This is a genomic window from Pseudomonas sp. LBUM1659 (assembly GCF_059716045.1).
In genome coordinates this window covers 361378-379540 of the sequence record NZ_CP166797.1, presented here as the reverse complement: position 1 = coordinate 379540, position 18163 = coordinate 361378, and the positions used below count along the sequence as shown (strand labels likewise).

The following is an 18163-nucleotide window of genomic DNA, read 5'->3' as shown; positions in this document are numbered from 1 at the left end:
TGTTTTCAAGATTGCTATCAGGGTTTCACGGAGGGTTTGCGCAGCAAGCTGAACGCCATCGCCGCCAGAACCAGCACACTCAGCAACAACACCGCCCACAACCCGAATTTCTTCCAGTTCGTGCCAGCCATCGCAGGCGCTATCGATGTAGACACTGGCGAAACCACGCCATCGCTCGCCACCACAGCCTTACCCAATGTCACCAGCTTCTGCGCGCTGTAATCCGGAATCAGCGTCGACAACGGCAAGCTCGCCGCTTTCACCGTCGCATTCCCCAGCGCCAGCGTATAAGGCCCGGGGCCACGCGCCAGGAACACCAGCTGCGTCGAACGCACGGCGAACTTCAGCGTCGGTGCTTCAGCACCCAGGCCACCACCGCGCTCGTCCACGACCAGCTTCAATTGCTGCACGGTTTGCCCCGGCAGCTGCAATTCGTTCTGCACCACGTCCTGGCCATTCTGGGTCAGGCGATACAGCAAACCGCTGCCCAGCGGCTGCCACGGCAAGCTGCTCTCGCGGCGACCGGACAAGGTGACCGGCGCCAGACTGTTGGGCTGACTCAGTTCGACCTGCACCCGCTCGACATTCAGCCCCATCGGCAATTGCCAAGTGTATTCACCGGCCTTCGCGCTGCTGCCGGCCAACGGTTGCGACCAGACCAACGGCAGCGGCAAGCTGCGGATGCTCGCGCTTTCCAGCCGCGCCGACGTCAGCGCTGGCGCCGGTTGTGGTGAACTCCATAACAAGCGCAGATAGCGCGCTGATTGCCCTGGCAGGCTGACTTCATGCTGCTCGACCCGTTCATCGGCAAACGCCAGCCGTGCGACCTGCCCTTGGCCCCACGACTGCCAGTGCTGCAGATCGTCGCTGGCTTCGATGCTGAACTGCTGGAAGCCGTCGCGCTCGCTGGTCCAGTCGAGGACCAATTGCTGCAACGGCGCCTTGATGCCGCTGGCATCGAGCAACCAGCCGCGCAGGACTTCTTCGCCCGCCTCCAACTGGCTGGACGGCTGCACTTCGACCAACGTGCCGTTGGCGCTCGATTGCACCCGCACACTGGGCGCGCGATCTGTGGACTCCGCCGAGTTGTACAGCGGGAACCACTTCACGTCGGTCAGCGTGCGATTTTCACGGGTCTGGGCCGGTTCTCGCGCCAAGGCATACGCCTGCACCTGACCCGCCGCGTTGAACACGCGCACGTCGCTCAGATCGGTTTGCCGCGCATTCAACTGCACGCTCAACGGTAAATCAAGGCGATACCACGGGCCTTCGCCGCTTACGGACAACGGCACTTGAGTGGTGAAGTCCGCCGATTGCTCCTGCGCGCCGACCGACAGCGTCACACCCAGCGCCACCGCGCCCAACCAGCCCAGGTTCAGCTTCTGACTCAAGACGACACTCCTTCGGTTTCCGGGGCCGGTTTTTCAGACTCCGGCACAGCCTCGGGACGCTTGGGCGGCAGTGGCGCGAAATAGCCCACCACCAGCAGCAACACGCCAACGCCGATAAACGAGACGATCCGCGCCAGCCCGCCGCGGTTACTCAATTCAACAAAGAACAGCTTGGCCACCACCACGCCAATCAGCGCCGCACCGATCAGCCAGACCTCGCGACGATGGCGCAAATGGCCGCCGATCATCAGGCTCAGCGCCATGAGGGTCCAGACGATGGACAGGCCGGCCTGCACCAGCATCGATTCCAGCAACGCATCGAATTCGAACGGCACACCGCCCCAATGGTGCGCGGTGCGCATCACCAACGCGGTGAAGAACACGAACAGCGAAACCCCGGCGATCAATTGCGTGGCGTGTTCGGCGTAATCCTTGCGGATGGCCAGTTGCGTCACGGCGCTGCGCGACCAGGCGTAGACACCGAACAGCGCAAACAGCAGGCCCAACTCTAGCGGGTTGATCAACGGTATATACGGCAGCGGTTCGGCGGTGCCGTCGCTGACCACGTTCGCCAGCCAGAACCAACCGAGCATCAGCAGCGCCAGCGGTGCCGCCGCATACAGTCGGTATTCGCGGGGATACGCCGACACCGGCCACGGCCAATTACGCGGCGCCGCCATCAGCACCAGGTACAGACTCGGCAGAATCGCCCAGCCCAACCAACGCCAGGCGTTGTACTGCTCGGACAACAGCAGCAAGCCGTAACGCAGTTCCAGCGCCAGCACACCGATCAACAGCCAGCAACCGAGCACATGCGCAGTGCTGACCGCGCGCGCCAGCAACATGGGCGCCAGTCGCTTCAGCGAAATGAAATGCACGACGAACACCGCCGCCCAGGCCAGCCAACCAAAACTGGCCGCCGGGTGATAACGCGAGTGCCACGCCGCAAGCAGCACCACGCCGGCCGCCGGCATCAGCAAGGTGCAGAGCAAACCCAGCGACGACCATTTCAAGCGCAGCGCCAACGCCGTCCATAGCGCCACGCTGACTGCCGCGACCGCCAGCAACAACGTCGCTTGCAGGTTTACCGGCGCAAAACGCAGCACTTCACTGATCCAGGCCAGCGCCCACCAACCCGCCCCCCATACCAGCAGCACTTCGGACAAACGCTGCAAGCTCAGCACATCGAACGCCGAAGCGTGGTTGCCAAGCTGCAATCGCCAAGCCCCGACCAGCGCTGCCAAACCTAATACCAACGGCGTCCAGAAACCGCTGTGCGCCAGTGGCTTCAGTCCTTCGCTGGCCAAAGGTAAGAGCAGGTCCGGCCCGGCAAACAGGAACGCCGCGCCGCCGATCACCTGCAACAGCAAACCGAAGACAAAACTCACGCGCTGCTTCAGGTACAGGCTCAACCAGATGATGAACAAACCACTGGCCGCCCACACCGCGCTCGCGGTCTGCCACGGCAGGACGAACAGCACGGCCAGATTGATCAGCACCAGACCGGCCAGCAACACCACCGACAACCCGCGTAACAGTCGTACGTCGCTGCGCACCATCTCATCGCGCGCCGCCAGCAACATACCGGCGATCAACGCCAGACCGATCAGCGAGGCACTGAGCAAACCGCTCCAGCCAGCGCTGAACACCGCCGCAGACTCATCACCGCCACCTTGCAGCCGCAGCAGGAACAACGCACCGCCGAGCAACTGCACGGCAAACGCGGTGAACAGGAACGTGCGCGACTGCAGACGCAGACCGACAAACAACGTCGCCAGACCGGCCAGCGCCCAACTGATCGCCGTACCGTGGGTGAAGAAAAACAACGGCGCCAGCAGATAAAGGAACGTCAGGCCAAGGCAAGCCAGAACCGGCAGCCCCTTGCGCTCCCATTGAGCAGTCTGTTCCGGCAAGGCTTTACGCAATTGATAGAAGCTGAACAGCAACGCCACGCCGAGCATCAACGCGCCCAACGGTGCGCCATCGAGCAGGCTGCTTTCGCCGATCCGCAGCTCACTGAGAAACGCCAGCGCCGAGCCCAGTTGCAGCAGCAAGGCAAAGGCCCTGGCCAACGGACGTTGCTGACGCAAGCCGAGCCAGAAAATCCCGGCGCCTTCGACGGCCCAGGCCGCGGCGGTCCAGCGCGCATCGAGGCCCAAAGGAATCGCCAGGCTGGCGAAAATCACACCCAGTGCCAGGCAAGTTTCTGCCAGCAACAACGCGCGACCGCCCATCAGCAAACGGGCCAGGCCCATGTAGATCATGCCCAGTGCCAATGCGCTGAACGCGGCGGCAAATTCAAGGTGCTGGACCAGCGCGAACTGCAAACCGAAGCCCACCAGCGGCGGCCCAAACAGCATCGTTCCGTCGACGTAATCACCTTTGCGTGCCGACCAGCGCAGCAGCGCCTCGCGGCTATCGTCCTCGGGCGCATCGCTCATTTCCAGCAACTTGCGCCGGGCGAACAGCAGGCCGATGGCCAGGTACATCAGGAAAAACACAATCAGGAACGGCTCGGTGCTCCACAGCAACTCTGGCGTGTAGGAACGCAGGCCCCAAGCGAAACCGATGCCGAAGGTGCCGACGAAGCCAATCAGGTTGAGCAACCGCCAGGCCTTGAACCAGGCGATGGCGAGGATGCCGGCGTTGAGCAAGGCGAAGTAGCTGAACAGCGCGACGTGGCTACCGGCACCGGTAGAGGTCAGAATCGGCGCGGCAAAACCGCCCAGCGCGGCGGCGCAGGCCAGCGCCAATGAATCCTGGGTGATCGCCAGAATCGCTGAGAACGCCGTCACCGCCACCAGCAAGCCAAGCGCTGCCGTCGGATCCAGCAGCGGATGCAAACGCATGGCGGCGAACACCGTCAGGTACAGCACGGCAATGCCCGTGCCTTGCAGCATCAACGCGTAATTATTGTTGCGATGACGCAGCCACCAACCCAGACCGAGCAGCCCCAATGCAGCCGCCGCGACGCCGGCGTAACGCAGCTCAATCGGCACGACCATGCCTTCGGTCGCATACCGCAGTAAAAAGGCCAGACCGAGGAACAACAGCACCACGCCGACCCGCAGCACAGTGTTACCGCCGAACAGCCAGGCGCGCGCGCCGCTGATGGCGCGATCAATGAGGTTGGGGCCGCGCGGGGTGGCGGGGGTTTGCGGCTCGGGTTTCCAGGCGTCGGCAGGCAGTGGATGACTGGTTTCAGTCGCCACAGCGGTGATCGGTTCGAGCTCGGGAGGGAGGTCCCAGACCAGTTCCGGGGTTTCGGCAGGGATTTCGTCGAGGGTAAATTCGGGAGGAGGTACGGGCTCGCTGGCAACTGACTCGCTGGTTTCAGGCACTTTGACGCCGGACACTTCCAGCAAGGCCAGGCGTTGCTGCACCGCATTCAGCGCTACCTGCGTCTGCTCCAGTAGAAGGTGCTGCCCGGCAGCTTGTGAACCTAAGCGAGTAATACTAATGGCCTGGCCGATACCCAAGCCGAGCAACGCGCCCAACAGTGCATCACTGAACGACTCGTCGAGTATCCAGCCGAGCACCAGCCCGATCAGCATTAAAATCCATTGCATGGTCGATATCCCTAAGCGGCCCATTGCCTTGTGGCGCCTGCACGGACGTCATCGCGGGCAAGCCACGCTCCCACAGGTCATGCGTCGTTCTGACGGCTCATGCAATCCTGTGGGAGCGTGGCTTGCCCGCGATTGAGCGCGCAGCGCTCACTGAAACTGGTGCTTAGTATATCGACCAGGCCCGACACCGTCGGGCCGTGCACGCAAATTATTGCGAAACGTTACTCCAGCGCCTTCCAGATTTCCGTGGCGTACTCGCGAATGGTCCTGTCTGAAGAGAACCAACCCATCCGCGACGTGCTCAACACTGCCGAACGCCACCATTCCTTGGAGTCGTGCCAATGGGCTTCGACGCGCATCTGCGCATTCCAGTAAGAGTCGAAATCGGCGCACACCAGGAAGCGGTCGTAATCCACCAGCGAATCAATCAGCCCGGTGTAACGGGACGGATCATCCGGCGAGAACACCCCGCCGCGAATCGCTTGCAGCACGTCATTGAGTCGATGAGACGCCGCGATGTCCGGCGTCGCATTGAACTCGTGGTTCTGCTTGCGCGCCTCAACCTGCTGCGCACTGAGACCGAAGATGAACATGTGTTCGACGCCGATGCGCTCGGACATTTCTACGTTGGCGCCGTCCAGGGTGCCAATGGTCAGTGCCCCGTTGAGGCCGAACTTCATGTTGCTGGTGCCGGAAGCCTCGAAGCCTGCGGTGGAAATCTGTTCCGATAAATCCGCCGCCGGAATAATGCTCTCTGCCAGGCTGACGTTGTAGTTGGGCAGGAACACCACTTTGAGCAAACCGCGCACGGTCGGATCGTTGTTCACCACCCGGGCGATGTCGTTGGTCAACTTGATGATCAGCTTGGCCTGGTGATAACTGGCGGCGGCCTTGCCGGCGAAGATCTTCACGCGCGGCACCCAGTCGATTTCCGGCTCGGCCCGAATCGCCTGATACAGCGCCACGGTGTGCATCAGATTAAGCAACTGGCGTTTGTATTCGTGGATCCGTTTTACCTGCACGTCGAACATCGCCGCCGGGTTCACCGCCACCCCCAATCGCTCGTGAATCAGGTAGGCCAGGGCTTTTTTACTGTGCAGCCGCTGTTCGGCAAACGCCTTGCGGAATGCTGCTTTCTCGGCGAACGGTTCCAGGTCGAGCAAGCGCCCTTCGGGGTTATCCAGCAAATCAGGCCCGAGGGCATCGACCATCATTGACGTCAGTTCCGGATTGGCCTGGTAGAGCCAGCGGCGGAAGGTGATGCCGTTGGTCTTGTTGTTGATCCGGTCCGGGTAGAGCTTGTGCAGTTCGGAGAACACGGTTTTGCGCATCAGCTGCGTGTGCAGCCCTGACACGCCGTTTACGCTGTGCGAGCCGAGGAACGCGAGGTTGCCCATGCGCACACGGCGACCGTTGTCTTCTTCGATCAGCGACACCGCGCGCAACACGTCGAAGTCATGAATGCCCTTGGCCCGCAGGGAGTCGATGTGTTGGGCGTTGATCAGGTAAATGATCTGCATGTGCCGTGGCAACATCCGCTCCATCAAACCGACCGGCCAGGTTTCCAGCGCTTCGGGCAACAGCGTGTGGTTGGTGTACGACAACGTGTCGACGGTGACTTGCCACGCTGCATCCCACGCCACGTCGTAGACATCGACCAGCTGGCGCATCAATTCGGCCACGGCAATCGAGGGGTGAGTGTCGTTGAGCTGGATCGCCGCGTGGTCGCCCAGGGTCAGCACGGAGGTGTGCATGTTGCGATGGCGGCGCAGCAAGTCCTGCAAGGACGCGGCGACGAAAAAGTATTCCTGACGCAGGCGCAGTTCCTGACCGGCTTCGGTGCTGTCCGCTGGATAAAGAACGCGGGAGATACTTTCGGCGCGAGCCACTTCCGCTACCGCGCCCAAGTGGTCACCGGCGTTGAAGCGCTCCAGGTGCAAATCTTCCATCGCCCGGGCGCGCCACAAACGCAACGTGTTGACGCTCGCCCCGCGCCAGCCGACTACCGGGGTGTCATAAGCAATCGCTCGCACCGTTTCCGCCGGGGACCAGACTTGTTTGGTTTTGCCGTTTTCATCGATGACGGTTTCGACGCCGCCGCCGAAGCCGATCGGGTAAACGACTTCTGGTCGCTCGAATTCCCACGGGTTACCGAAGTCCAGCCAGTGTTCGGTCTGCTCCTGCTGCCAGCCATCGACGATGGCCTGACGGAACAAACCGTGTTCATAACGAATGCCGTAACCGTGGCCGGCGATGCCGAGGGTCGACATGCTTTCCATGAAGCACGCCGCCAGACGACCGAGGCCGCCGTTGCCCAGCGCCGCGTCGGGCTCCAACAGGCGGATGCGCTCGAGGTCGACACCGAGTTCGGTCAGCGCTTCGCGGGCGACGTCGAGCAAGCCAAGGTTGCTCAGGCTGTCATAGAGCAACCGCCCGATGAGAAATTCGAGGGAGAGGTAATAAACCCGTTTCTGCCCTTTGCGGTAGATCTGCCGGGTGTGGTCCATCCAGTGCTCGACCATGTGGTCCCGTGCCGCCAGGGCGATGGCTTCAAACCAGTCGTGGTCGAAGGCATGATCCGGGTCTTTACCCACCGCGTAGGTGAGTTTGGTCAAGACGGCGTCGCGGAATGCGGCCACCTCTGCTTCGCGAACAAGTGGTTCTTGAGTCATCGATAGGACCTCGAGCGAGCGTGGAATTGTTGAGCCTAGACGGTCTGACAGACGGTGGGGGCTCTGGTTCGGCAGTTTTTCCTGTTAGTGCGAGATAGGTCGACATTACCTTGTCATGTGCCTGAATCAATGCAGGGGCCGTGCCGGATTAGCGGTGCCCTTTGGGCGATACAGAAAAAAACTGGCGAAAGGTTGTTCAAAAATCCACCAGTCCCGGTATGATCGCGCGCCCTGATGCATGTAGCTGGTAACAACCGATGATGAAGCCCAACCTGATCGCCGCCGCAGAGATCGATCGCCTCGATACCTGGGCCAAGTACTCTGCGCCGATGTGCGGTTCCTGCGTGTCCAGCTGCTGCACACTGCCGGTCGAGGTCAAGATCAAGGATCTGATCCGCATCGGCATCGTCGACGAGTTCGAGCGCGGCGAGCCGGCGAAAAACATCGCCAAGCGCCTGCAGAAGGAAGGGATCGTCGAGCGTTACAGCCAGAAGACCGAGATCTTCACCCTCCAGCGCATGAGCAACAACGATTGCCTGTACCTGGATCGTAAGAGCCGTCTGTGCACTATTTATGAAAAACGCCCGGATACTTGCCGCAACCACCCGAAAATCGGACCACGGCCGGGGTATTGCGCTTACAAGCCCAAGGAAGTGGCGCGTGAGACCAGCGCCAGCCGTCGGCCGCTCGATAAGTTTTAATCTGCGCTGAGTTCTTCGGCGTCTGACAGTCCGCCTTCGCGAGCAAGCCCGCTCCCCCATTGAAATGCGTTCTCCTGTGGGAGCGGGCTTGCTCGCGAAGGGGCCGGTACAAACACCGCAAAAACCCCAGACAAACAAAAACGCCCCCGACCTTGCGGTCGGGGGCGTTTTTTTGTCAGCTAACTAAATAACTTAGTTACCGGACTTCTTCGCAGCGCGGGTACGCTCGCTTTCGCCCAGGATCTTCTTGCGAAGACGGATGGACTTAGGAGTGACTTCACACAGTTCGTCTTCTTGAACGAATTCCAGAGCCTGTTCCAGAGTGAAGCGGATAGGCGGAACCAGAGCGATGGTTTCGTCTTTACCCGAAGCACGCATGTTGTCGAGCTTCTTGCCTTTGGTTGGGTTGACGCCCAGATCGTTGTCGCGGCTGTTGATGCCGACGATTTGACCTTCGTACACGTCTTCACCGTGACCCAGGAACAGTTTGCCGCGAGCTTGCAGGGTTTCCAGCGAGTAAGTCAGAGCCTTACCGGTAGCAACCGAAACCAGCACGCCGTTCTGACGGCCGGACATGTCGCCGGACTTCATCACGTCGTAACGGTCGAAGATCGAGGTCAGGATGCCTGCACCGGAGGTCAGGGTCAGGAACTCGTTACGGAAACCGATCAGGCCACGAGCCGGGATGTTGTACTCAAGGCGCACACGGCCCTTGCCATCCGGAACCATGTTGGTCAGGTCGCCCTTACGGATACCGATCTGCTCCATGATCGAACCTTGCGATTCTTCTGGCAGGTCGATGGTCACGTTTTCGTACGGTTCGTGCTTGACGCCGTCAACCATGCGGATGATCACTTCCGGACGACCAACACCCATTTCGAAGCCTTCGCGACGCATGGTTTCGATCAGTACCGAGAGGTGCAGCTCACCACGGCCGGAGACTTTGAACTTGTCGGCGGTGTCGCCTTCTTCAACGCGCAGGGCAACGTTGTAGAGCAGTTCTTTGTCCAGACGTTCCTTGATGTTACGGCTGGTCACGAACTTGCCTTCTTTACCGCAGAAAGGCGAGTCGTTTACCTGGAAGGTCATGGAAACGGTTGGCTCGTCAACGGTCAGCGGCTTCATCGCTTCGACGTTCAGTGGGTCGCACAGAGTGTCGGAGATGAACAGCTGGTCGAAGCCGCTGATGCAGACGATGTCGCCGGCAGCTGCTTCTTCAACGTCGATACGGTGCAGACCGTGGTGACCCATCAGCTTCAGGATACGGCCGTTGCGCTTCTTGCCGTCGGCGTCGATAGCGACAACCGGAGTGTTCGGCTTGATGCGACCACGAGCGATACGGCCAACGCCGATAACACCCAGGAAGCTGTTGTAGTCCAGAGCGGAGATTTGCATCTGGAACGGGCCGTCACGGTCGACTTTCGGCGCAGGTACGTTGTCGACGATCGACTGGTACAGCGGGGTCATGTCTTCAGCCATGTCGGTGTGTTCCAGACCGGCAATGCCGTTCAGGGCCGAGGCGTAGACGACTTTGAAGTCCAGCTGTTCTTCGGTGGCACCCAGGTTGTCGAACAGGTCGAAGATCTGGTCCAGAACCCAGTCCGGACGCGCGCCTGGACGGTCAACCTTGTTGATGACCACGATTGGACGCAGGCCGGCTTCGAAAGCCTTCTTGGTCACGAAACGGGTTTGCGGCATAGGGCCGTCTTGAGCGTCAACCAGCAGCAGAACGGAGTCAACCATCGACATTACGCGTTCAACTTCGCCGCCGAAGTCGGCGTGGCCCGGGGTGTCCACGATGTTGATGTGGTAGCCGTTCCAGTTGATGGCGGTGTTTTTCGCCAGAATGGTAATACCGCGCTCTTTCTCCTGGTCGTTGGAGTCCATCACGCGCTCGTCGTTGAGCTCGTTGCGCTCCAGGGTGCCGGATTGACGCAAGAGTTTGTCTACCAGGGTGGTTTTACCATGGTCAACGTGAGCAATGATGGCGATGTTGCGTAGATTTTCGATCACTTGTGTATCTCGATCAGAGGATTCGGTGTGCTGACAAGTCTTGGCAGCGATTAACAGTAGAGTCAGGCCTTGCCGTTACAGCTTTACGGCAGAGTCGGGGGGCCGGACGGCAGAGTCGGGGGGCCGGTGACGCAGGCCACAGGCAAACAGCCCCGGGCTCTTAGCTCGGTCGATAAACGCGCACATTGGCATGCCCCTCACTGAGCAAATGGTGGGCATGCAGGCGACTCATCACGCCTTTGTCGCAATACAGCAGGTACTGGCGAGTAGGGTCCAGTTCCTTGAAACGAGCGTTCAATGCATAGAAAGGCATCGCTTGTACCTCGATACCAGCCAGGGCCAGCGGGTCATCTTCAGCGGCATCCGGGTGACGGATGTCGATGACGATTTGCCCCGCCAGCGCTTCGCTGACTTCTTCAATCTGCAAGTCCTGGCCCAATTCGTCGATGACGCGATCGATCGGTACCAGTTTGGCGTTCTCGAGCGCACGCTCAAGGACCGCCATGTCGAATTCTTTCTCTTCATGCTCCACGCGCGGACGCTTGGCGTGGGTCTTTGGGTTCACCGAGATGACCCCGCAGTATTCCGGCATGTGCTTGGCGAAGTCGGCAGTCCCGATTTCGTTGGCCAGGTCGATGATGTCCTGCTTGTGACTGGCGATCAGCGGACGCAAGACCAGCTTGTCGGTCACGCAGTCGATCACGGACAGGTTCGGCAACGTCTGGCTCGACACCTGGGAAATCGCTTCACCGGTGACCAGCGCTTCAATGTCCAACCGATCAGCAATACGGGAAGCAGCGCGCAACATCATACGCTTCAAAACTACACCCATATGACTGTTATCGACTTTCCCGAGAATTTCTCCCAGTACTTCCTCGAACGGCACACTGACAAATAACACGCGTTGGGAGCTTCCGTACTTCTTCCAGATGAAGTGCGCGACTTCCATGACGCCCAGTTCATGGGCCCTTCCGCCCAAATTGAAGAAGCAGAAATGGCTCATCAGGCCACGGCGCATGATCTGGTACGCCGCCACGGTGGAATCGAAGCCGCCGGACATCAGCACAAGCGTCTGTTCCAAGGCACCCAGCGGATATCCACCGATGCTGTTGTGCTGGCTGTGGATTACGAACAACCGTTTGTCGCGAATTTCGATGCGAACTTCGATTTCCGGCTCTTTGAGCGAGATTCCGGCGGCACCACACTGACGACGCAGTTGGCTGCCGACATATTTTTCGACATCCATCGAGCTGAATTCGTGCTTGCCTGCGCGCTTGCAGCGCACCGAGAAGATCTTCCCGGCCAGTGAATCACCGAAGTGCTGCTTGCACTTGGCGACGATGTCGTCGAAATCGCCCAACGGGTATTCATCGACCTGCAGGAAATGCGCAATGCCCGGCATGCAGCTCAGGCGCTCGGTCATCTCTTTCAGGGCTTTCGGCTCGCTGACGCGGGTTTCCAGTTCGAGATTGTCCCACACACCGTTCACCACCACGGCCGGGTCCAGGTCGCGGAGCACGGTGCGGATGTTTTTAGCCAATTGACGGATGAAACGCATCCGTACCGGGCGGCTCTTGATGGTGATCTCGGGGAAGACTTTTACGATTAGTTTCATGAAAACAGCGCGCGCTGGGCCAGCCGAAAAAGGGGGGCGCGGATTATAGCGGAAATTGCTCAAGGTTTAACCAGTTAATGTTCAGAAGGTTTTGCGCGCACCAAAACAGGTCATTTCCGGATTTTAACGCCACATTGTAGGGCGAGAATTTCCGCCTAATGACCGTTTGTACCTTTATAAGCATGAAATTGGAGCAAAAAACCCATGGTGGGGCACTGGCATGCAATTTGCTCCCTTGTGAGGCAGGTTGCCTTGGCAGAGTATTCGCGCCGGCATCACCCACATTCTAAGGGCATCCACTACTAAGCCCGAAGCCACCCGGAGGACACTATGTCGAAGTCGGTTCAACTCATCAAAGATCATGACGTCAAATGGATTGATCTGCGCTTCACGGACACCAAAGGCACTCAGCACCACGTGACCATGCCGGCTCGCGACGCGCTGGATGACGCTTTCTTCGAAGAAGGCAAAATGTTCGACGGCTCCTCCATCGCTGGCTGGAAAGGCATCGAAGCCTCCGACATGATCCTGCTGCCAGACGACAGCACCGCCGTTCTCGACCCGTTCACCGAAGACCCAACGTTGATCATCGTGTGCGACGTCATCGAGCCGTCGACCATGCAAGGCTACGACCGCGACCCACGTGCGATCGCCAAGCGTGCCGAGGAATACCTGAAGTCGACCGGTATCGGCGACACCGTATTCGTAGGTCCAGAGCCTGAGTTCTTCATCTTCGATCAGGTGAAGTTCAAGTCCGACATCTCCGGCTCGATGTTCAAAATCTTCTCCGAACAAGGCTCGTGGATGTCCGACCAGGACATCGAAGGCGGCAACCATGGCCACCGTCCAGGTATCAAAGGCGGTTACTTCCCGGTTCCACCGTTTGACCACGACCACGAAATCCGTACCTCCATGTGCAACGCCATGGAAGAAATGGGCCTGGTCATCGAAGTTCACCACCACGAAGTGGCGACTGCCGGCCAGAACGAAATCGGTGTGAAGTTCAACACCCTGGTCGCCAAGGCTGACGAAGTTCAGACCCTGAAGTACTGCGTACACAACGTGGCTGTCGCTTACGGCCGCACCGCGACCTTCATGCCTAAGCCTCTGTACGGCGACAACGGTTCGGGTATGCACGTTCACCTGTCCATCGCCAAAGATGGCAAGAACACCTTTGCTGGCGAAGGCTATGCCGGCCTGTCCGACACCGCTCTGTACTTCATCGGCGGCATCATCAAGCACGGTAAGGCCCTGAACGGCTTCACCAACCCGTCGACCAACTCCTACAAGCGTCTGGTCCCAGGTTTCGAAGCTCCAGTAATGCTTGCCTACTCGGCTCGCAACCGTTCCGCTTCGATCCGTATTCCTTACGTGTCCAGCCCTCGCGCTCGCCGTATCGAAGCCCGCTTCCCGGATCCAGCAGCCAACCCGTACCTGGCCTTCGCAGCCTTGGTAATGGCCGGCCTGGACGGTATCCAGAACAAGACCCACCCAGGCGATGCTGCTGACAAAAACCTGTACGACCTGCCGCCTGAAGAGGCGAAAGAAATCCCACAAGTTTGCGGCAGCCTGAAAGAAGCCCTGGAAGAGCTGGACAAAGGTCGTGCGTTCCTGACCAAAGGCGGCGTTTTCAGCGACGACTTCATCGACGCTTACATCGCCCTGAAAAGCGAAGAAGAAATCAAGGTTCGTACCTTCGTACACCCACTGGAATATGAGCTGTACTACAGCTGCTGATCCGGTAGCGCTGCGGCACGCGGCGTGACAAAAAAGAGGCCTTCTTCGGAAGGCCTTTTTTGTGCCCGCGATTCCGCGATTCCACGACCGATGAAGCCCGCTCCTACAGGGGGTTTGTGGTGTTTGAGGGATAGCGGTAAATCATGCCGAAATGTTAACCGCTAGGGTCAATCACCGCCCCTGACCTATGCTGCACCCCAACGCTTTCGTTTCCGGTTGATTTTATGGGTCGTGGTTTGCTTTTGATGTGGCTGCTGATTGCCCTGCCCGCCGCAGCGCAGATCTATAAATACACTGACGCCGACGGCAATACCGCCTACAGCAATCAACCGCCCGACGGCGTCACGGCCCAGCCGGTTGAGTTGCCACCGCTGAATAGCGTGGAACCCCAACCTCCTCCCGCCCCCTCCACCGAAAGCACCAGTAAGGAGCCGCCGCACAGTGCCTATGAGGTGCTGCAACTGACCGGCCTGCCCACCGGCGAGGCCCTGCGTGCGAATAACGGCACCTTCACCGTCAGCGTCCTGATCAAGCCTCGCTTACAAGCATCGCACTTGTTGAGATTGCTGCTGGATGGCCAACCGTATGGGCAATCGAGCAATATGCCGATCCTGCAACTGGTGAACATCGACCGTGGCGAACACAGCCTGGCGGTGCAGGTGATCAATGGAGAGAACATCCTTCAACAAAGTCCGCCCGTGACGTTCACCGTGCAAAGGGTGCATAAGCCATGAGGCTGTGGCTGCTGGTCGCAAGCCTGGTCGCCCTGCCCGTGTCGGCGGAGGTGTTCACCTACGTCGACGCCCAGGGCAATCGCACATTCACCGACCAGCCGCAGCATGGCAACGCCAAACGTGTGCCGCTGGCGACCAGCAATCGCATGACTGCCCACCCCATGAGTGCGAAGCCGTTGATCGCCGAGAAGTCGCCCGAAGAACAACCGCTGTTCCACTACGACTTGCTTCGCATACTGGTGCCGGAGCCGGACGCAACGATCCGTAGCAATGCCGGCGAAATCATCGTCAGCGTCACCAACGAACCCCGCCTGCAACCGGGGCATCGCTACCGACTGCTGCTCGATGGCCAACCCACCGCCGAGCCCGGCCTCAGTCCGGTGTTTGCGCTGAGCGATATCGACCGTGGCAGTCACAACCTGTCCGTTGAAATCCTCGACGAGCAAGGCCGCACCGTCGAACGCACCGCCAATCAGCCGCTCCACATGCTGCGCACATCCCTCGCGCAAAAACGCCAGGTCAAACCCTGCGCCCTCGTCGACTACGGCAAACGGCCGGAATGCCCAATCACAGACAAACCGAAAGAGGAAATAAATCCTTTCTTGCGTTTGTTCTGACGCCGCTCAGCTTTACGCACTACATTGGTGCGATAGGTTGCACCGTACCCATATCGCAACCCATTTTGGTTCGAAAGTACCCGCGAAAGCTGGCAGAACGCCACGCAAACGAGCGTCAAACGTCCGTTTCAGGCCTTAAACGCTTCTTTTCGGAGCCTTGGTTTGGTTTTTGCATTTTCCCAGCATCAGCGCTTGGTTCTTGCGCGCGCCCTGCTCCAAAAGAGGTCCTGATGACCATTAGCGACGCACTGCATCGACTACTACTCGACAACCTGACCACGGCCACCATCCTGCTCGACGCCGAATTGCGCCTTGAGTACATGAACCCGGCGGCGGAAATGCTGCTGGCCATCAGCGGTCAGCGTAGCCATGGGCAGTTCATCAGCGAGCTGTTCACCGAATCCACCGAAGCGCTGAACTCCCTGCGCCAGGCAGTCGAGCAGGCGCACCCGTTCACCAAGCGCGAAGCAATGCTCACCGCCCTCACCGGCCAAACATTGACCGTCGACTACGCAGTAACGCCGATCCTGGCCAATGGCGGCACGATGCTGTTGCTGGAAGTCCATCCCCGTGACCGCTTGCTGCGGATCACCAAGGAAGAGGCGCAGTTGTCCAAGCAGGAAACCAGCAAGATGCTGGTGCGCGGTCTCGCCCACGAAATCAAGAATCCGCTCGGCGGAATTCGCGGCGCCGCACAATTGCTCGCCCGCGAACTGCCGGAAGAAAGCTTGCGCGATTACACCAATGTGATCATTGAAGAAGCCGACCGCCTGCGAAACCTCGTCGACCGCATGCTCGGCTCGAACAAGTTGCCGTCGCTGGCCATGTGCAATATCCATGAGGTGCTGGAGCGTGTCTGCCAACTGGTGTCAGCGGAAAGCCAGGGCTGCATCACCTTGGTGCGCGACTACGACCCCAGTATTCCCGACGTGCTGATCGACCGCGAACAAATGATTCAGGCGGTGCTGAACATCGTGCGCAATGCGATGCAGGCCATCAGCAGCCAGAATGAACTGCGCTTGGGTCGCATCAGTCTGCGTACCCGCGCCATGCGCCAATTCACCATCGGCCATGTGCGCCATCGCCTGGTGACCAAGATCGAAATCATCGACAACGGTCCGGGCATTCCTGCAGAACTTCAGGAAACCATTTTCTTTCCCATGGTCAGCGGTCGTCCGGACGGTACCGGGCTGGGCCTGGCCATTACCCAGAACATCATCAGCCAGCACCAGGGCTTGATCGAATGTGACAGCCACCCAGGCCACACCACTTTCTCGATCTTTCTGCCACTGGAACAAGGAGCCACATCGACATGAGCCGTAGTGAAACCGTGTGGATCGTCGATGACGACCGTTCTATCCGTTGGGTCCTGGAAAAAGCCTTGCAGCAGGAAGGCATGACCACGCAAAGCTTCGACAGTGCCGATGGCGTGATGAGCCGCCTGGCGCGCCAGCAGCCGGACGTGATCATCTCTGACATCCGCATGCCCGGCGCCAGCGGCCTGGAACTTCTGGCACGGATTCGCGAACAGCACCCGAGGCTGCCGGTCATCATCATGACGGCTCACTCCGACCTGGACAGCGCTGTCGCGTCCTATCAGGGTGGCGCGTTTGAATACCTGCCCAAACCGTTCGACGTCGATGAAGCCGTTTCCTTGGTCAAGCGCGCCAACCAGCACGCTCAGGAACAACAAGGCCTGGAAGTCCCGGTCGCCCTGACCCGTACACCGGAAATCATCGGCGAAGCACCGGCGATGCAGGAAGTGTTTCGTGCCATCGGGCGCTTGAGCCACTCCAACATTACCGTGCTGATCAATGGCGAATCCGGGACCGGTAAAGAGCTGGTGGCCCACGCCCTGCACCGTCACAGCCCACGGGCGGCCTCGCCGTTCATCGCACTGAACATGGCGGCGATTCCAAAAGACCTGATGGAATCCGAACTGTTCGGCCACGAGAAAGGCGCGTTCACCGGCGCGGCCAACCTGCGTCGCGGACGTTTCGAACAGGCGGACGGCGGCACGCTGTTCCTCGATGAAATCGGCGACATGCCGGCCGATACGCAAACCCGTTTGCTGCGAGTACTGGCCGACGGCGAGTTCTATCGCGTTGGCGGTCATGTGCCGGTGAAGGTCGATGTGCGAATCATCGCCGCAACGCACCAGAACCTGGAAACCCTGGTACACGCCGGGAAATTCCGTGAGGACTTGTTCCACCGCCTCAACGTGATCCGCATCCACATCCCGCGCCTCTCGGACCGTCGCGAAGACATTCCGACCCTCGCCAAGCACTTCCTCAGCCGTGCTGCGCAGGAACTGGCGGTCGAGCCGAAGCTGCTGAAAAGCGAAACCGAGGAATACCTGAAGAACCTGCCGTGGGGCGGCAACGTGCGCCAGCTGGAGAACACCTGCCGCTGGATCACGGTGATGGCATCGGGTCGTGAAGTGCACATCAGCGACCTGCCGCCAGAGTTGCTGAGCCTGCCGCAGGATTCGGCGCCCGTAACCAACTGGGAGCAAGCGCTGCGCCAGTGGGCCGATCAAGCGTTGGCGCGTGGCCAGTCGAGCCTGCTGGACACCGCTGTGCCGGCCTTCGAGCGGATCATGATCGAGACCGCCCTCAAACACACCGCCGGCCGCCGCCGCGACGCTGCGGTCTTGCTGGGTTGGGGGCGTAACACCCTGACGCGCAAGATCAAGGAATTGGGGATGAAGGTAGATGGCGGGGATGATGATGAAGGGGATGAGGGTTAAGTAGACTTTGGTTCTTCTGCATTAGTTACATTCAATCGCAGGCCCGCCCTCACGGGCTTTGCGCCAAGCCTGAATTTTGCGGCTGACATAGAACCAATGTGGGAGCGGGCTTGCTCGCGAAGGGGCCATAACATTCAACATCTTCGTTGACTGTTACACCGCCTTCGCGAGCAAGCCCGCTCCCACATTTAGAACATCATGCACCGTACCAATGCACTGCGACCTGCAATCGCGCACAAAACCAGCATCAAAACCTCGCCATTTTTCGCAATCGAACCCCTATCGAAAAAACTCGAAAGCCCCGTCATACGGGGCTTTCGACGTTTCAGCGCGGCTTTCTGTTTCAACTTGTTAAAACCTGGCAC

The 18163-nt window shown here is 59.6% G+C and carries 11 protein-coding genes; 6 read left to right on the top strand and 5 right to left on the bottom strand.

Annotated elements, in window-relative coordinates:
• Positions 1–17: 17 nt before the first annotated feature.
• The 3 genes from ACA048_RS01725 to ACA048_RS01715 all read right to left on the bottom strand — a co-directional run bounded on the left by ACA048_RS01725 (position 18) and on the right by ACA048_RS01715 (position 7632).
• Positions 18–1391, bottom strand: a complete 1374-nt coding sequence (locus ACA048_RS01725) for a DUF3999 domain-containing protein (RefSeq protein WP_497627686.1) — start codon at positions 1389–1391, stop codon at positions 18–20.
• The gene (locus ACA048_RS01720) at positions 1388–4960 is read right to left on the bottom strand and encodes a DUF2339 domain-containing protein (RefSeq protein ID WP_497627685.1); all 3573 of its coding nucleotides are present in this window, start codon (positions 4958–4960) and stop codon (positions 1388–1390) included. The genes ACA048_RS01725 and ACA048_RS01720 overlap by 4 nt, the downstream gene beginning before the upstream one ends.
• 221 nt (positions 4961–5181) lie before the next feature.
• Positions 5182–7632, bottom strand: a complete 2451-nt coding sequence (locus ACA048_RS01715; protein WP_497627684.1) for a glycogen/starch/alpha-glucan phosphorylase — start codon at positions 7630–7632, stop codon at positions 5182–5184.
• Between the two features lie 260 nt (positions 7633–7892).
• Here ACA048_RS01715 and ACA048_RS01710 point away from each other — a divergent pair, with 260 nt between their 5' ends.
• The gene (locus ACA048_RS01710; protein WP_477802128.1) at positions 7893–8333 is read left to right on the top strand and encodes a YkgJ family cysteine cluster protein; all 441 of its coding nucleotides are present in this window, start codon (positions 7893–7895) and stop codon (positions 8331–8333) included.
• A 192-nt stretch (positions 8334–8525) separates the two neighbouring features.
• Here ACA048_RS01710 and typA read toward each other — a convergent pair whose 3' ends face one another.
• Together typA and thiI are read right to left on the bottom strand one after the other, a co-directional pair.
• A complete protein-coding gene (gene typA / locus ACA048_RS01705; RefSeq protein ID WP_090176728.1) occupies positions 8526–10346 on the bottom strand; it encodes a translational GTPase TypA in 1821 nt (606 codons plus the stop codon).
• A gap of 160 nt (positions 10347–10506) precedes the next feature.
• Positions 10507–11961, bottom strand: a complete 1455-nt coding sequence (thiI, locus tag ACA048_RS01700; RefSeq protein WP_497627683.1) for a tRNA uracil 4-sulfurtransferase ThiI — start codon at positions 11959–11961, stop codon at positions 10507–10509.
• Positions 11962–12291: 330 nt separating this feature from the next.
• On the opposite strand from thiI, the gene glnA reads away from it, so the two are divergent.
• The 5 genes from glnA to ntrC all read left to right on the top strand — a co-directional run bounded on the left by glnA (position 12292) and on the right by ntrC (position 17798).
• Positions 12292–13698: a type I glutamate--ammonia ligase gene (gene glnA, locus ACA048_RS01695; RefSeq protein WP_462032900.1), complete on the top strand. Its 1407-nt coding sequence runs from the start codon at positions 12292–12294 to the stop codon at positions 13696–13698.
• Positions 13699–13922: 224 nt separating this feature from the next.
• Positions 13923–14432, top strand: a complete 510-nt coding sequence (locus tag ACA048_RS01690; protein ID WP_497627682.1) for a DUF4124 domain-containing protein — start codon at positions 13923–13925, stop codon at positions 14430–14432.
• The gene (locus ACA048_RS01685) at positions 14429–15049 is read left to right on the top strand and encodes a DUF4124 domain-containing protein (RefSeq protein ID WP_497627681.1); all 621 of its coding nucleotides are present in this window, start codon (positions 14429–14431) and stop codon (positions 15047–15049) included. The genes ACA048_RS01690 and ACA048_RS01685 overlap by 4 nt, the downstream gene beginning before the upstream one ends.
• A 230-nt stretch (positions 15050–15279) precedes the next feature.
• The gene (glnL, locus tag ACA048_RS01680; protein WP_497627680.1) at positions 15280–16365 is read left to right on the top strand and encodes a nitrogen regulation protein NR(II); all 1086 of its coding nucleotides are present in this window, start codon (positions 15280–15282) and stop codon (positions 16363–16365) included.
• Positions 16362–17798 (top strand): nitrogen regulation protein NR(I), encoded by a 1437-nt coding sequence (gene ntrC / locus ACA048_RS01675; RefSeq protein WP_223518847.1) that lies wholly within the window; start codon positions 16362–16364, stop codon positions 17796–17798. Before glnL ends, ntrC begins: the two co-directional genes overlap by 4 nt.
• Positions 17799–18163 lie beyond the last annotated feature (365 nt).

Excerpts from the sequence above, each read along its gene's own strand:
- ACA048_RS01720 (WP_497627685.1), bottom strand. The coding sequence starts at position 4,960 with ATGCAATGGATTTTAATGCTGATCGGGCTGGTGCTCGGCTGGATACTC.
- ACA048_RS01715 (WP_497627684.1), bottom strand. The coding sequence starts at position 7,632 with ATGACTCAAGAACCACTTGTTCGCGAAGCAGAGGTGGCCGCATTCCGC.
- ACA048_RS01710 (WP_477802128.1), top strand. The coding sequence starts at position 7,893 with ATGAAGCCCAACCTGATCGCCGCCGCAGAGATCGATCGCCTCGATACC.
- thiI (WP_497627683.1), bottom strand. The coding sequence starts at position 11,961 with ATGAAACTAATCGTAAAAGTCTTCCCCGAGATCACCATCAAGAGCCGC.
- glnA (WP_462032900.1), top strand. The coding sequence starts at position 12,292 with ATGTCGAAGTCGGTTCAACTCATCAAAGATCATGACGTCAAATGGATT.
- ACA048_RS01690 (WP_497627682.1), top strand. The coding sequence starts at position 13,923 with ATGGGTCGTGGTTTGCTTTTGATGTGGCTGCTGATTGCCCTGCCCGCC.
- ACA048_RS01685 (WP_497627681.1), top strand. The coding sequence starts at position 14,429 with ATGAGGCTGTGGCTGCTGGTCGCAAGCCTGGTCGCCCTGCCCGTGTCG.
- glnL (WP_497627680.1), top strand. The coding sequence starts at position 15,280 with ATGACCATTAGCGACGCACTGCATCGACTACTACTCGACAACCTGACC.
- ntrC (WP_223518847.1), top strand. The coding sequence starts at position 16,362 with ATGAGCCGTAGTGAAACCGTGTGGATCGTCGATGACGACCGTTCTATC.